The following is a 13,376-nucleotide window of genomic DNA, read 5'->3' on the forward strand; positions in this document are numbered from 1 at the left end:
CGATATTCAACCGTACCGCGTGCGCACAGGTGCGCACCCTACTCCGATGCACGCGCCAGGTGTTCGTATCGGAGCCAACGATATTCAACCGTACCGCGTGCGCACAGGTGCGCACCCTACTCCGATGCACGCGGTGCGTGTTCGTACCGGAGCCAACGATATTCAACCGTACCGCGTGCGCACAGGTGCGCACCCTACTCCGATGCACGCGCCATGTGTTCGTACCGGAGCCAACGATATTCAACCGTACCGCGTGCGCACAGGGCATCAAAGGCCCCGCGCCCCCTACGCCTCAGCACGCGGCACATGTTCGGACCGAAGCCAACGTTATTCAACCCGCCTGCGCAGGCCGCGCTAGCGGCTGGCCGGGGGCGCGCCCTGGGTTGCGCCGCCGGCTGCCTCGGCCGGTTTGAGCAGCGAGCCGGCCGGTACGCTGATGTCCTTCGCGGCCGGCTGCGGCGGTGGCGGCCGGGCGCTGAAGAAGGCCGACAGGGCCTGGATGTCGGCGTCGGACAGGGCCATGGCAATGTGCGGCATCTGCCCGCTCGGGTCGGTCTTGCGCGTCCCGTTCTTCCAGGCCGCCATCGCGGCCGTCAGGTAGCTCGCATGTTGACCGGCAAGAAATGGATAGGCCGGCGGCTCGCCGATGCCGCCCGGGCCATGGCAGTTGCTGCAGGCCTGCACCCTCTTCGCGCTATCGCCCACCGTTGCCAGTTGCAGCGCACGGGTGGCGCCGGCTCCCGGTGGGGCCGCTGGCGCCGTCAAAACCGGACCTTTGAGCTCGGCGTAATACGCGCTCACGTCGCGCTTCTGCTGTGCACTCATCGCCTTGGCGATCGGCCCCATCACCGCGTTCTGGCGCGTGCCGTCGGCATACGCGGTCAGTTGCTTGCCCAGGTAATAGGCGGACTGCCCGGCGATGCGCGGGAAACCGGCCGCGGCATTGCCTTCGCCCTGGGCGCCGTGGCAACTGGCGCAGGCTGCCACGCCGCCCGGCGCGCCGTTGGTGGCGATCTGGTGGCCGGCCTGCAGGTTGCCCGCTGTCGGCATCGTGGCTGGCGGCACGGGCAGGCTTGGGGCGGCCGCGTTGCGGGCTGGGGCAGGGGCTCGAACTGCGATTGCGGCGGCGGTGGCGCCGGCCCCGCACCGCCGTGTTGTCCCTGGGCGCAGGCCGCCAGCGCGCCCGCCAGTATCATCAGTGGGGTCAAGGTGGTCTTCATGCTTGCACCAAGGGTCCGGGAGTCTTCAGGTAACGGGTGACAATCGCCTCGGCCGACATGTAGGCAAGTGCGCCGACGGTGCCGGTCGGGTTGTACTCGGCGTTCTGCGGAAAGGCGCTGGCGCCGATCACGAACAGGTTCGGCACGTCCCAGTGCTGCATGTAGCGGTTGACTACGCTGTTCGTGCGGTCCACGCCCATGATGGCGCCGCCCGTATTGTGCGTGGTCTGGTACTGGGTCACCACGTACGGTCCCTTGCGCCCTTCCCCGGCCACGATCCGCCCGCCCATCGCGCGGCCCACTTCGCGCGCCTTGCCGGTGACGTAGGCCGACATGCGCAGGTCGTTGGCCGGGAAGTCGAAGGTGATGCGCAGCAGCGGCAGGCCCCACGCGTCCTTGTAGGTGGGGTCCAGGTCGAGATAGTTGGTACGGCAGGACGCGGAACTGCCGTTGATGTTGATGATCGCGGTGTGGTTGTAGTGGCGCACCACCGCCGCCTTCCACGCCGCGCCCCAGCCGGGGGTGCCGGGTGGCGTCGGGTGGAACTCGATCGGGCGCCCGTTGGTCGACAGCTCGCCAAAGTAGACGCCGCCGACGAACTTGTGCGGTCCGTGGTCGTAGTTGTCGGCGGCGAAGTCGGCGATCAGGGTGCCGTTGGCGCCGGAGCGCATGAACGGGTTGATGTTGACCGATTCGTCGAAAAACACCTGCACCGCGCTCATCGTCTGGTACGCGTAGTTGCGCCCGAGCGTGCCCTGGCCGGAGCGCGGATCGTAGGGCTGGCCGATGCCCGAGAGCAGCAGCATGCGCACGTTGTTGAGCGAAAACGAGCACAGGATCACCAGCTTGGCCGGCTGTTCGAACTCGCGCCCGGCGGCATCGACGTAGGTGACGCCGGTCGCGTGCTTCCTGTCCTTCGCCAGGTTGATGCGCAGGACGTGGGAATTGGTGCGCAGGGTGAAGTTCTTATCCTTGAGCAGCACCGGCAGCAGGATCGTCTGCGGCGACGACTTGGCGTAGTGCTCGCAGCCGTAGCGCTCGCAATACCCACAGAACATGCAGGTCTGCAGCGTCATGCCTTCCGGATTGGTGTACGGCCGGCTCATGTTCGACGACGGCTGCGGGAACGGACTGTAGCCCAGGCTGGAAGCGGCCTGGCGGAAGATCGCCGACCCGTACGGCTCCTTCATGGGCGGGTTCGGATAGGGCCGCGAGCGCGGTTCCTCGAACGGGTTGCCGCCGGAGATCTTCTGGCCCTTGATATTGCCCGCCTGGCCGCAGGTGCCGAGCAGGTATTCGAACCGGTCGTAGTATGGTTCCAGCTCGGCATGGGTCACACCCCAGTCCTGGATGGTCAGTTCCGGGTCGATGAAATCCTTGCCGTAGCGTTCGATGTTGTGGCTGCGCATCCGGAAGTGCGCGTCCTGGAAACGGTAGGTCTGGCCGTTCCAGTGCACCGCCGCGCCGCCCAGGCCGGTACCGGGCAGAAAGCTCTCCCAGCGCCGGATCGGCAGCGCGACCTGATCCGGGTTGTTGCGGAAGGTCATCGCTTCCTTGGTGTTGTCCTGCATGAAGGCCTTGCGGATCGAATAGCGCAGCTCGTCATGCATTTGCGGCGCCTGCCAGTCGGGAACGGTGAACTGCGGGTTGCCGCGTTCCAGCCCGACCACCTTCAGGCCCGCACGGGTAAGTTCGCGCCCGAGCATGGTGCCGACCAGTCCCACACCGATCAGCACGGCGTCCACTTCCTTGAGCCGGGTAGCCATTATTTGCCTCCTTTTCTGGCCGGCGCCTCGGCCGACGGCGCATAGGCGGGCGGACTGGCCTTGTGGATCTGGATCGTGCCGCGCCCGGTTTCGCCGATCGACATCGGGGCCCGCGTGTACAGCAGGCCGTACTGGTCCACCAGTTCGTAGTAGCTGGCGTACGCGCCAGGAAAGCCGATCATCTTCCAGGCCACCATGTCGCGGTTGCCTCCGTAGATGGGGTCGGCAAAGAAGCCTTCGATCGTCAGCGCCAGCAGCGACTCGAAAAAGGTGCTGCCAGGCACCCCGTTAAAGTCCTGCTTGCTGTTCTGCAGCGTCTTGAGGTAGGCGTCCTGGTCCGCCACCGGCAGCCGGTCGAAGCTGGTGTTGTGCCGTTGTCGCAGGTCGGCGTCGATCCCCCGTAGCGCGTTGTGAAACAGCTCGGCCGGCGTGAACGGCAGCTGGTAGCCCTGCCCCGGAATGCCCTGGCGCCACGGCCCGCTGCGGTACAGGCGCTCGCCCGCTCCCCAGGCGCCGCCCAGCTGGCGGTCGATATAGGACGGCACCCCGGCGGCAAGCGCGCCGGGGCCGTTGCTGTCGGCCGGAATCAGGCGCTCGGTGGCCGCCTCGACGAAGCGCGCCTCGTCCGGGCGGAAAAACATGTAGGACACATTGCCGGCGGGCTGGGGCGCATTTGCTCCCTGATCGTGCCCCGCCTGGCCGGCGGCAAGGGCGCCGGTCGGCGTCGCGAGCGCCGCTGCGGTAGTTTTGAAGAAAGTACGTCGCGTCAGCTTTTCCATCGTCTGTTCCTTCCCTCTCTTGTTCTGTTTGATTCAGAGGTCGCTTCAAGATGAGCAGGCAAGGAGCCGCGACGCGGCCATGCTCATTTGGAAACAACCTCCAAGCGGGCGACAAACTAAGCGGGCAAATCTGGCACGTTAGAGTTGGTTGTTCGATCATGGTTCGGACAACGTTCATGATCTACCGCCATGGGTTCAGCGTGTGGCAGCGAACAGAATTGGAACGGCGGCGAGCGGACAATCGGAACCGTTCAAGAACCGGGAGCGGATCATGAAGCGCCAAGCCTGCCAACTCATCCTGATCGGCGCCGCGCTGGCGGCAGCAAACGGCGCGGCCGGGGGCGACATCGTCAAGTGCATCGATCCTGACGGGCATGTGACGCTGACCGACCAGCCATGCGAGCCCGGCGCTGCGACGATACGGCTGGCAGGCGAGGCGCAGGCCAGCCGGCCCGCACCCGAGCCCTACCCGACGCTGCCCGCACTGCTGCCCCCGCGGCCGGTACCACTGCGCAGGCACGTCAGCACCGTCCCGCACGCGCCGCTGGCGCGCGACGTCGCCACGGTCCAGGCTGCGCGCGCGCAACAGTTGCTGATCGATGCAGGGAACAAGGACCGGCCGCCGCAGGGGCTGGCGCGGCTGGATTGAGGTTAGCGCAGGTCGAACAGCGCCAGCATCTCGCCGCGCTGCCCCGTCTCCAGGGAATCCACCAGTTGCAGTACCTGCTCATCCTGGATGAAACCGGCTGAGGAGCCGGCGGTGAGCACGCGTTCCGGCAGTTGCGGGCGCGATACCGCCCAGCCCTGCACGTAATCGACGCCGATCTCGGCCAGGGTCTGCACGGTGGCCGCGTCCTCCGCCCATTCGGCGATCGTCTTCATGCCCAGGTTGACCGCCAGGTTGACGATCGCCTCGACGATTGCCACGTTGGCCGGGTGGGCGTTGATGTTGACGACGAAGTTGCCGTCGATCTTCAGCACATCGGCCGGCAGTTCCTTCAGGTACGAGAACGAGGTGTACCCGGCCCCGAAATCGTCCAGCGCCACCTTGACCCCGTAGGCGCGCACCTGGTCGATGAAGCGCCGGGTGTTGTCCAGGTCGTGCAGCGCGACGCTTTCGGTGATCTCCATGCACAGCCGGTCGGCCACGTGCGCATGGTGCGCGAGGATGTCGATCGTGTCCTGCACGAAGCGTTCGTCGTTCAGCGATGCGCCGGACAGGTTCATGCACACGAAGCGGGTGTTGGCCAGCTCGGCCTCGTGCGCGGCGATCCACTGCAGGGTCGATGTCAGCACCCAGCGGTCGATCACGCCCACGTGCCCGCTCTTTTCGGCCGCGCCGATGATCGGGCCGGCGCCGACCACGCGCCCGTCCGGCTCGCGCATGCGCAGCAGCACCTCGAAGTTGAGCGAGGCGCGCGGCGCCTTGAGCGACATGATCGGCTGCATTTCGAGGAACATGCCGTCGGTCGCGTTCGGACCTGCCAGGCGCGCCACCAGGTTCAGCTCGGCCTCGCGCTCGCGGAACGCGCGCGCGTTGCGCTCGTACACCACCAGGCCGTCGGCCGCGCCCTCCTTCGCTTCGCGGCAGGCGCGGTCGGCGGCCGACACCGCGTCCTTCATCGGCATCCCGCTCGACACCTCAATGAGGCCGATCGAGCCGCGCACGTGGAACGCCTTGTCGCCGACCCGGTACGGCTGGCCGCCGATGCGCTCGACCATGGTGCGGCACACCAGGGTCGCCAGCGCGATCGAGGTGTCGGGCATCACGATCACGAACTCGTCGCCGCCGACCCGGCCGATCTTCTGGCCGCCGCCCAGCACCAGCGCCATGCGGTCGCACACCTGGCGCAGCACCTCGTCGCCGGCGGCGTGCCCGAACAGGTCGTTGATCAGCTTGAAGCGGTCCAGGTCGAGGTAGGCCAGCGCCAGCGGCAGGCCGGACGCCAGCGTCACGGTCGCGCCTTCGAACATCCTTTCGATCCCGCGCCGGTTGAACACCTTGGTCAGCGGGTCGTTGTTGGCCATGAAGCGCAACTGCTCGGTGGCCTTGGTCTTTTCGGTAATGTCTTCCAACACCCCCTCGATCCGGCCGCGCGCCAGCGTGGCGCGCACCAGGAAGCGGCGCCCGCGCTCGCGGGTGTCGATCTCCAGCTCGGTGTTGGGCCGCTCGCGCACCAGTTCCAGCAGGCTGCGCCAGGCGTCGTCGTCGAAGAACTGGCGCCACAGCGTGCGGCCCGGCACCACTACATCGCAGTCGAGCATGCGGCACAGCGCCGGGTTGGCGGAGAGGAAGTGCCCTTCCAGGTCGAGCGTGAGCAGGCCGACCGGCATCGCCTCGTAGGCATGTTCGAGTTCGGCCTGGGCCGCGATCCGCTTCTCGGTTTCGAGCCGCATCTGTTCGGCCACCGCCAGCGCTGCCAGCAGGCTCGATGCCAGCGCGGCGGTGACGCTGTTGGCCACACCGAGCACTTCGCTCATCCCGAGCGCCGCGGCGATCACTTCGGCCAGGCTCGACAGGAACGTCACGGCGAACGAGCCCGCGAACCACAGCGCCACCCGCGCCTGCGAATGGCGCATCACGCTGACCAGACCGCAGGTCATCAACGCCAGGCCGGCCACCACCAGCACCCACATCACCGGCAGGTAAATGCGAAATGGCAGCAACAGCGACAGCGCCAGCAAGGGCAGGCACACCCATTGCATCAGGCGCAGCGACGTCGCGAAGCGCGAGCGCGCCACATCCGCCCAGAACAGGGTCATGTACAGCGTCAGGGTCGAGATCGCATACAGCGCGGTGGTTACCGCGCGGCTGGGCGTCAGCCATTCCGGCGGCAGCTCCTGGCCCAGCCACTGGATGTCCCAGCCGGCCGAGATCGCGCCCACCCGCAGGTTCAGGATCAGCCAGCCCGCGAACTGCAGGTACAGCACCTGGCGGTTGATCAGCGCGGTGATCAGGACGAACAGGGAGAGCACGATCATGCCGCCGTCGAGCAGGCCCGACTTGCGGTGGAACTGCTGCACCGAGAGCGTCATCTGGTCGGGCGGCCACTGCACGGCAGACAGGCGCGCCGGCCCGGAAAAGGTGGCGCGGCACAGCACCTGGGCCGGCGGGTGCGCCAGCTGCAGCACGAAACCGGCCTTGGCCGCCGTCAGCGCCCCTTCCGCGCCGCCACGCCAGGCGCTGCCCAGCGGTTGCAGGCGGTCGCCATCCCAGCAGCGGATCGCGACCGCGTGGCGCGACGGGAACTCAATGTCAGCGGCCTGGCCGGCCCGGCCCACGGTGCGCAGCGCGAACCAGACCGGAGCCTCGGACAGCCGGGTAGTGTAGTGATCGAGCGCCGGGGCGCGCGCCAGCTCATGCAGCGCGGCCTGGGGCGTGAGTGGGGCGCCGGTCTCGGCCATCACGCGCAGCAGCAGCGGCGAGCGGTCGCCGGCCCGGTAGTGGCTGTTCCATGTGGCCAGGGCGAACACCGATAGCAGTGCCACGCCGATCGGGATGAGGTACACCGACAACAGACGCGTCAGCGCCACGACGACGCGGTGGGCATGCGATGGTAGCGGTTCGGATGGCGAACTGGACGGCTCAGACATAAGGTGTATCGATCAGGCGGGCAGATGCCGGCCAGGCGCCGGCACCACACATCCTGTAAGGATACAGCTAACCAATCATGCGGTCATGCAATATTTTTTTATCAGGCCGGCGCCAGTTCCGCGCACAGCCCGACGCTCGCCGCGCGCGCGGTTGGCGCCGGCGCAAATTGCGGTGCCAGCGGCCCGATGTCGATGTCGGGGTGGTGGGTGTGCCGGAAAAACTTCAGCAGCGGGTGCCCGGCCGCGCGCCAGCGCTCTTCGCCGGTGGCGATTTCAAAGGCCATCACGCGATGCGGGATATTGCCGGTGTGGCGCAGCGGCACCATTTCCTTGTGGCCGAAGACATCCGTGAACAGCAGCTGCTCATACTGGCGGTCGACCGGGGTGCGGCCGGCGATCACGGCCCATTCGATCCCGGTCTTCTCGAAATACTCGAAGAAGGCCTTGACCAGCGCCACCTTGACCACGTGCCCGATGCGCCCTTCGGCCACGCCCAGGCGCTCCACCTCGCCCAGGCGCCGCCCCTGCAGCCAATCCGGCAGCACCACCGATTCCTCCAGATGGAGCGGGCGGTACAGGTTGGTCTGGATGCGGGCCGTGCCCAGCGGCGTGCCGTCCAGCCGCGACTCGGCCAGCAGCACCACCGTGTCCTCTTCGAAGTCGCACTCCTCCGGCAGGGTCAGCGTGCGCGCGAGCTCGGGCACGTGGCGCGCGTAGGCCGCGTGCCGGATCCGCACCGCCTTGCGCAGGCTGTCTTCGTCCTGCACGCGGCGGACCGTGAACGGCAGGCGCTCGGTGGTCACGCCCGATGGGCTCGCCGCGCCGGTGGGCGGGACGGTGCCGGTGAAGCGCCGGGGCGCAAGAGTGACCGTGCTCAGGTCCATGGTGATGCTCCTCGAAATTGAAATTTGTAAACCGAAATTGCTTTTGGTCATTATCAATGGGTCGAGGAATATCAAAATGCAAAGGTAAAATGTTTTTCAGGCTTTTATTTTAACTTTGGCAATTTTCTAGTTGTGGTATACATGCCGCAAATGCAATTTTTAAACGGAAATACCAAGATTTCTTTGCAACATTTTCAGCAGCCGTGGGCGGGGCGCCTTGCACATCGAGCCATGGCGGGATTCGGAGTCAGGAACAACAGGTCGGCCGAGCCGCCGACTTGCGGCTGCCGCTTTCCTGCGCAACGTTCGCGAACCGCGTGCGCACGGGTGCGCACCCTACGGTCCGCACGCGAAAACTACCGCTCCAGGCAGCCGTGCGCCCGCGCCAGCAGCAATTCGCGCTCGCGCGCGTTGCGCGTCAGCCCGGCAGCGCGCTCGAACTCGGCGCGCGCTTCGCTGCGCCGCCCGAGCCGCGCCAGCATGTCGCCGCGCACGGAAGGCAACAAGTGGTAGTGCTTGAGCGTCGGCTCGGACAGCAGCGTGTCGGCCAGCTCCAGCCCCGCCTGCGGCCCGTAGGCCATCGACACCGCCACCGCCCGGTTCAGCTCCACCACCGCCGACGGCGCAACCTGGGCCAGCGCGTCGTACAGCGCCGCGATGCGCGCCCAGTCGGTTTCGCCGGGCGTGAGCGCCCGTGCGTGGCAGGAGGCGATCGCCGCCTGCAGCCCGTATGGCCCAAGCCCCAGTCCCAGCGCCGCGGCGCGTTCGAGCGCGGCCAGCCCGCGCCGGATCAGGAGCTGGTCCCAGCGGCTGCGGTCCTGGTCCATCAGCAGCACCGGCTGGCCATCCGGGCCGACCCGCGCGGCCAGGCGCGAGGACTGGATCTCCATCAGCGCCACCAGGCCGTGCACCTCCGGCTCGCCGCTCGCAAGTTCAGCCAGGATGCGCCCCAGGCGCAGCGCCTCCTCGCACAGCGCGGGGCGGGTCCAGTTTGGCCCCGAGGTGGCCGCGTAGCCCTCGTTGAAGATCAGGTAGACCACCTGCAGCACCGACGCCATCCGCTCCGGCAGCTCGCTCGCGCGCGGCACCTCGAACGGCACCCTGGCTTCCAGCAGGGTGCGCTTGGCGCGCACGATGCGCTGGGCGACCGTGGGCTCGGGCACCAGGCAGGCGCGCGCGATCTCGTCGGTGCTCAAGCCTCCCAGCAGGCGCAAGGTGAGCGCCACCCGCGCGTCGGTCGAGAGCAGCGGATGGCAGGACACGAAGATCAGCCGCAGCAGGTCGTCGCCGATATCGTCCCGGTCCAGCTGCGCGTCCGGTTCCTCCGGCATTGCGTCGCGCAGCTGGTTTTCCACCTCGTAGGTGAGTTCGCCCTCCTTCTGGGCATGCAGGCTGCGCCGGCGCAGGTGGTCCAGCGCGCGGTTCTTCGCCACCGTCATCAGCCAGGCGGCCGGATTGTCGGGCATGCCGTCGCGCGGCCAGCGTTCGAGCGCGGCAACCAGCGCATCCTGCGCCAGTTCCTCCGCCAGCCCGACCTCCTGCAGCATGCGCGCCAGCACGGCGATGATGCGGGCCGACTCGATGCGCCAGACCGCCTCCACCACCTTGTGCACCGGCTCGGTCAAGCTTGCGCTCCCGCCAGCGTGCGCACCTCGACATCGACCCGCCCGCGACGCGGATAGGGATAATTCCTGGCCCAGTCGCAGGCCGCGTCAAGCGACGCGGCCTCGATCAGCCAGAAGCCGGCGACCAGTTCCTTCGTTTCGGTGAACGGCCCGTCGAACAGGCTGTGGCGCCCGCCCGCAAAGCGCAGGCGGCTGCCCTTGCTGCTCGGTTGCAGTCCTTCGCCGGCCAGCACGATCCCGGCCCGCGCGCCCTCCTCGTTGTGGCGCATCATGGCGGCGATGATGCCGGGTGGCGGATGCACGTCCAGCTCCTGCTCGTGGTCGGACTTGAGCAACACCATGTAACGCTGGCGGCCATCTTGCGGCGCCCCGGTGGCGACCTCGAAGCCGACGCAACCGGCCGAGCAGCCAGCCTCGCGCACCTCGACCTCCTGCCCGTCCGCGGCCGGCCAACGCGCCGCCCAGGTGAGCGCCTCGTCGCGATCGCGCACGTCGACCAGCGCGAAGGCCGCCACCAGTTCGTCCGGGGCGCCGAACGGACCGGGGTGCGTGGACCACTCGCGGCCGTCGAACACGAGGCGCGCACCGGAACTCGCGGGCAGCAGTTCCCCGGCCAGGCGCAGCACGCCGGCCTCGCGCAGCGACGCGAGCAAGCGGACCAGCGCCGCGCCCCGTCCGGAGTGGGGCGCGTCACCCGCGTAACTGGCCTGATCCGTCTTGCACAAAATTAGGAACCGCATCCAACTCCTCCTCGGGCAGCAAATTCGTCGGGCATCAAGACTTCGCGCAGTTCGATGCGCGCATTCATGCCGGAGCGGCGGACCCATTCCGCCGCTTCTTCCTTCGACTTTACCTCAATCAGCCAGAACCCTGCCACCTCGGCCGCATCGCCCGCGCCCGGGCGCAGGCGTTCGCTTGCCAGCAGCACGCCGGCGCGGACCAGCGCCTGCTCGTAGCGCGCCCGTTCGGGCGCGCCCGCCTCGCATGCGCCTGCCCGGTTCCCGTTTTTTTCAATCAGCATGAACCGCATGGCAGGCCTCGATCGCTCAGGCGCACTCGCGCTGCATCGCGGCGGCCATGTCCTGCGGCGCCACGTCACGCTGGTGGTGCGCGATCGACCACACGTGGCCGTTCGGATCTTCCACCACGCCGTAGCGGTCGCCCCAGAACATGTCCGCCGGCGGCATGCGCACCTTGGCGCCGGCCGCCACCGCACGCTCGAACGCGGCGTCGGCGTTGGGCACGTACAGGTGCAGCGTCACCGGGCTTCCCTTGAGCGAGGACGGGCTGAGCGACTGGCATTCCGGCATTTCATCGGTAAGCATGAGTTTCGAGTCGCCGATCTGCAACAGGGCGTGCGCGATCCTGCCGTCGGGCATCGGCAGGCGGGCCATTTCCTCGGCGCCAAAGGCTTTCTTGTAGAACTCGATCGCGCCGGCGGCATTGGTGCAGACCAGGTGCGGGGTGATGCTGTGCATGCCTTCGGGAATCGGCTTGACGTTCGCTGTGCTCATATTGCTTTCCTTTCGTTAGGTTTCGGGTTGTGCTACACCGCTACGACGGACGGCGTGCTCCGGAATCGACACGCTTGTGCAAAAAAAATTCGGGCCGCCTGCTGTGCTTGACATCTGGATCAATCAGCCCTATATTTAGATAGACATCTAATTAGAGATCGATCGAATCATGTCAGGCAAGCTCAACACGGTGTTCAAGGCAATTGCCGATCCCACCCGGCGCGAGATCCTGCATCTGCTCAGCAAGGAGGAGATGACCGCCGGCGACGTCGCGGCCCACTTCGACATGACCAAGCCGACCATGTCGCACCATTTCGCGGTGCTGCGCCAGGCCGGGCTGGTCGCCAGCCGGCGCGAAGGGCAGACGATCTGGTATTCGCTCAACACCACGGTGCTGGAAGACCTGCTGGCATGGGGCATGGACCTGGCGCGCAGCGCCAAAGGAGAAAAATAGTGAAAAACAAATACCTGCTGCTGTGCGGCCTGGTCCTCGTCGTCACATTCGCGATCACCCTGGGGTTCTACACCCAGCTGCCGCCGGAGTTGCCGCTGCACTGGAACCTGCGCGGCGAAACCGACCGCTATGGCGCGCGCCCCTCGATCTTCCTCCCGTCCCTCATGATGATCGTGTTCATGGTGCTGTGGACGGTGCTGCCCATCGTGTCGCCGCGCCGGTTCTCGGTCGACGGCTTTCGCGATACCTGGTGGTACACCTGCCTGGTCGCGGTCGCGATGCTCGGCTACATCCAGCTGATGCTGATCTGGCACGCCTACAACGGCTCCCTGGAGCTGATGCGCTTCATCCTGGGCGGCGCGTGCGTCGCCTACGCACTGCTCGGCAACGTGATGGGCAAGGTGCGGCGCAACTTCTGGCTCGGCGTGCGCACACCGTGGACCCTGGCCGACGAGCGGGTATGGTACGCCACGCACCGGCTGGCCGCCAAGACCATGGTGGCCGGCGGCCTGCTCGCGCTGGCCGTGACCGTCTCCAGGCTGCCGACCCTACTGGCAGCCGTCCTGTTGATGGCAGCCATACTGGTTCCGGCGGCCTGGTCGCTCGTGTACTACAAACGATTGGAACACGGCGACACGCTGCAGGGGTAACGCCGGCACCGCCACGCGCAACACGGGCTACGTCGCTGGACTAACCCTCCAGCTCCGGATAGCGGCGGAAAATGCCCTCCTCATTAAACGGCAGGCGCCGCGGCGAAGCGAGATAGGCCGCGATATTCGGCCGGGCCGCGACCCGGTCGTGCAGGCGGCCCAGGTTGGACAGCTTCGATTCGATGCGCGCCATCGCCTTTGGGAACGCGTAGCGCAGCCCGGCGATCACCTGGAACAGGGACAGGTCGGCGTAGGTGAGCCTGTCGCCGACCAACGTATCGCGCTCTCCCAGTACACGCGAAAAATATCCGAGGAACTTGGGCATCCGCCCGGCGGTAAAGTCGGCCGCCCGGCGCTTCGCTTCCGGCTTCTGGTCCTCGTAATACAGGCTGCTCGCGATCGGGTGGTGGGTGTCGTGCGCCTCTGCCACCAGGTCGCCAATGGTCAGCTGCAGTTGGTGGGTCCACAGCCGCCCCGCCTCGTCGCCAGGCGCGAGCTGATGGCGCTGGCCGAGATAGAGCAGGATATTGGCGCTCTGGCCGATGGTGAGGCCATCCGCCTTCAAAAATGGCGGCGCGAACGGCGGATGCAGGTCGCTCCCGAGCGCGGCCATCATCTTCTGCATGCCGCCCGGCTGGCGCGCCACGTCAACATATCCCGCCCCCGCCTCCTCCAGGGCCAGGCGCACGAATTCACCGCGGCCTTGGATCGTCGGCCAGTAAAAAAGTTCATAGCTCATCGGACTCCCTCCATTGTGCTCGGCATGGCGCAATGATCGCCCAGGATCAGGCGCGGCGGCGCGGCCGATCGTGCTAGTCTTCGCGATGCCGAACTCGACCAAAAGTCACAGGAACCGGGGCAAAGCGCAACACCAGGTCAAGGGAATAATT

At 67.1% G+C, this 13,376-nt stretch carries 13 protein-coding genes; 3 read left to right on the forward strand and 10 right to left on the reverse strand.

Annotation, left to right across the window (positions count from 1 at the left end; genetic code table 11):
• Window positions 1-354: 354 nt before the first annotated feature.
• The 3 genes from E4O92_RS13430 to E4O92_RS13440 all read right to left on the reverse strand — a co-directional run bounded on the left by E4O92_RS13430 (window position 355) and on the right by E4O92_RS13440 (window position 3,765).
• Entirely contained in the window at window positions 355-1,050 is a 696-nt protein-coding gene (locus tag E4O92_RS13430) for a c-type cytochrome (protein ID WP_135190261.1), read from the reverse strand.
• Window positions 1,051-1,216: 166 nt separating this feature from the next.
• Complete coding sequence (locus tag E4O92_RS13435) at window positions 1,217-2,986, reverse strand: GMC family oxidoreductase (RefSeq protein ID WP_135190262.1); 1,770 nt, start codon at window positions 2,984-2,986, stop codon at window positions 1,217-1,219.
• Window positions 2,986-3,765, reverse strand: coding sequence for a gluconate 2-dehydrogenase subunit 3 family protein (locus E4O92_RS13440; protein WP_135190263.1), 780 nt, complete (start codon window positions 3,763-3,765; stop codon window positions 2,986-2,988). Before E4O92_RS13440 ends, E4O92_RS13435 begins: the two co-directional genes overlap by 1 nt.
• Window positions 3,766-4,036: 271 nt before the next feature.
• Here E4O92_RS13440 and E4O92_RS13445 point away from each other — a divergent pair, with 271 nt between their 5' ends.
• A complete protein-coding gene (locus E4O92_RS13445) occupies window positions 4,037-4,414 on the forward strand; it encodes a DUF4124 domain-containing protein (RefSeq protein WP_135190264.1) in 378 nt (125 codons plus the stop codon).
• Between the two features lie 2 nt (window positions 4,415-4,416).
• Here the strand turns inward: E4O92_RS13445 and E4O92_RS13450 are convergent, their stop codons facing one another.
• From E4O92_RS13450 to E4O92_RS13475, 6 genes are all read right to left on the reverse strand, one after another.
• Window positions 4,417-7,359: a putative bifunctional diguanylate cyclase/phosphodiesterase gene (locus E4O92_RS13450; RefSeq protein ID WP_135190265.1), complete on the reverse strand. Its 2,943-nt coding sequence runs from the start codon at window positions 7,357-7,359 to the stop codon at window positions 4,417-4,419.
• Window positions 7,360-7,460: 101 nt separating this feature from the next.
• Complete coding sequence (locus E4O92_RS13455) at window positions 7,461-8,243, reverse strand: hypothetical protein (protein ID WP_206076867.1); 783 nt, start codon at window positions 8,241-8,243, stop codon at window positions 7,461-7,463.
• Window positions 8,244-8,599: 356 nt separating this feature from the next.
• Window positions 8,600-9,868, reverse strand: a complete 1,269-nt coding sequence (locus tag E4O92_RS13460) for an RNA polymerase sigma factor (RefSeq protein ID WP_135190266.1) — start codon at window positions 9,866-9,868, stop codon at window positions 8,600-8,602.
• On the reverse strand, window positions 9,865-10,608 hold the full coding sequence (locus E4O92_RS13465; protein ID WP_167759783.1) for a YciI family protein: 744 nt from the start codon (window positions 10,606-10,608) through the stop codon (window positions 9,865-9,867). Before E4O92_RS13465 ends, E4O92_RS13460 begins: the two co-directional genes overlap by 4 nt.
• Window positions 10,596-10,898 (reverse strand): YciI family protein, encoded by a 303-nt coding sequence (locus tag E4O92_RS13470; RefSeq protein ID WP_135190268.1) that lies wholly within the window; start codon window positions 10,896-10,898, stop codon window positions 10,596-10,598. The genes E4O92_RS13465 and E4O92_RS13470 overlap by 13 nt, the downstream gene beginning before the upstream one ends.
• 16 nt (window positions 10,899-10,914) lie before the next feature.
• On the reverse strand, window positions 10,915-11,382 hold the full coding sequence (locus E4O92_RS13475) for a VOC family protein (protein WP_135190269.1): 468 nt from the start codon (window positions 11,380-11,382) through the stop codon (window positions 10,915-10,917).
• Between the two features lie 169 nt (window positions 11,383-11,551).
• On the opposite strand from E4O92_RS13475, the gene E4O92_RS13480 reads away from it, so the two are divergent.
• A complete protein-coding gene (locus E4O92_RS13480; RefSeq protein WP_135190270.1) occupies window positions 11,552-11,836 on the forward strand; it encodes an autorepressor SdpR family transcription factor in 285 nt (94 codons plus the stop codon).
• Complete coding sequence (locus E4O92_RS13485) at window positions 11,836-12,486, forward strand: SdpI family protein (protein WP_167759784.1); 651 nt, start codon at window positions 11,836-11,838, stop codon at window positions 12,484-12,486. Before E4O92_RS13480 ends, E4O92_RS13485 begins: the two co-directional genes overlap by 1 nt.
• 40 nt (window positions 12,487-12,526) lie before the next feature.
• Here E4O92_RS13485 and E4O92_RS13490 read toward each other — a convergent pair whose 3' ends face one another.
• Window positions 12,527-13,225 (reverse strand): glutathione S-transferase, encoded by a 699-nt coding sequence (locus E4O92_RS13490; RefSeq protein ID WP_135190272.1) that lies wholly within the window; start codon window positions 13,223-13,225, stop codon window positions 12,527-12,529.
• Between the last annotated feature and the right edge of the window lie 151 nt (window positions 13,226-13,376).

Origin of the sequence: Massilia horti, assembly GCF_004614195.1 — a bacterium.
Classification (GTDB): Bacteria; Pseudomonadota; Gammaproteobacteria; order Burkholderiales; family Burkholderiaceae_D; genus Telluria; species Telluria horti.

Bases quoted from the DNA above. Each gene is read 5' to 3' on its own strand.
- E4O92_RS13440 (WP_135190263.1), bottom strand. From the start codon at position 3,765: ATGGAAAAGCTGACGCGACGTACTTTCTTCAAAACTACCGCAGCGGCG.
- E4O92_RS13450 (WP_135190265.1), bottom strand. From the start codon at position 7,359: ATGTCTGAGCCGTCCAGTTCGCCATCCGAACCGCTACCATCGCATGCC.
- E4O92_RS13470 (WP_135190268.1), bottom strand. From the start codon at position 10,898: ATGCGGTTCATGCTGATTGAAAAAAACGGGAACCGGGCAGGCGCATGC.
- E4O92_RS13480 (WP_135190270.1), top strand. From the start codon at position 11,552: ATGTCAGGCAAGCTCAACACGGTGTTCAAGGCAATTGCCGATCCCACC.
- E4O92_RS13455 (WP_206076867.1), bottom strand. From the start codon at position 8,243: ATGGACCTGAGCACGGTCACTCTTGCGCCCCGGCGCTTCACCGGCACC.
- E4O92_RS13445 (WP_135190264.1), top strand. From the start codon at position 4,037: ATGAAGCGCCAAGCCTGCCAACTCATCCTGATCGGCGCCGCGCTGGCG.
- E4O92_RS13435 (WP_135190262.1), bottom strand. From the start codon at position 2,986: ATGGCTACCCGGCTCAAGGAAGTGGACGCCGTGCTGATCGGTGTGGGA.
- E4O92_RS13465 (WP_167759783.1), bottom strand. From the start codon at position 10,608: ATGCGGTTCCTAATTTTGTGCAAGACGGATCAGGCCAGTTACGCGGGT.
- E4O92_RS13490 (WP_135190272.1), bottom strand. From the start codon at position 13,225: ATGAGCTATGAACTTTTTTACTGGCCGACGATCCAAGGCCGCGGTGAA.
- E4O92_RS13475 (WP_135190269.1), bottom strand. From the start codon at position 11,382: ATGAGCACAGCGAACGTCAAGCCGATTCCCGAAGGCATGCACAGCATC.
- E4O92_RS13430 (WP_135190261.1), bottom strand. From the start codon at position 1,050: ATGCCGACAGCGGGCAACCTGCAGGCCGGCCACCAGATCGCCACCAAC.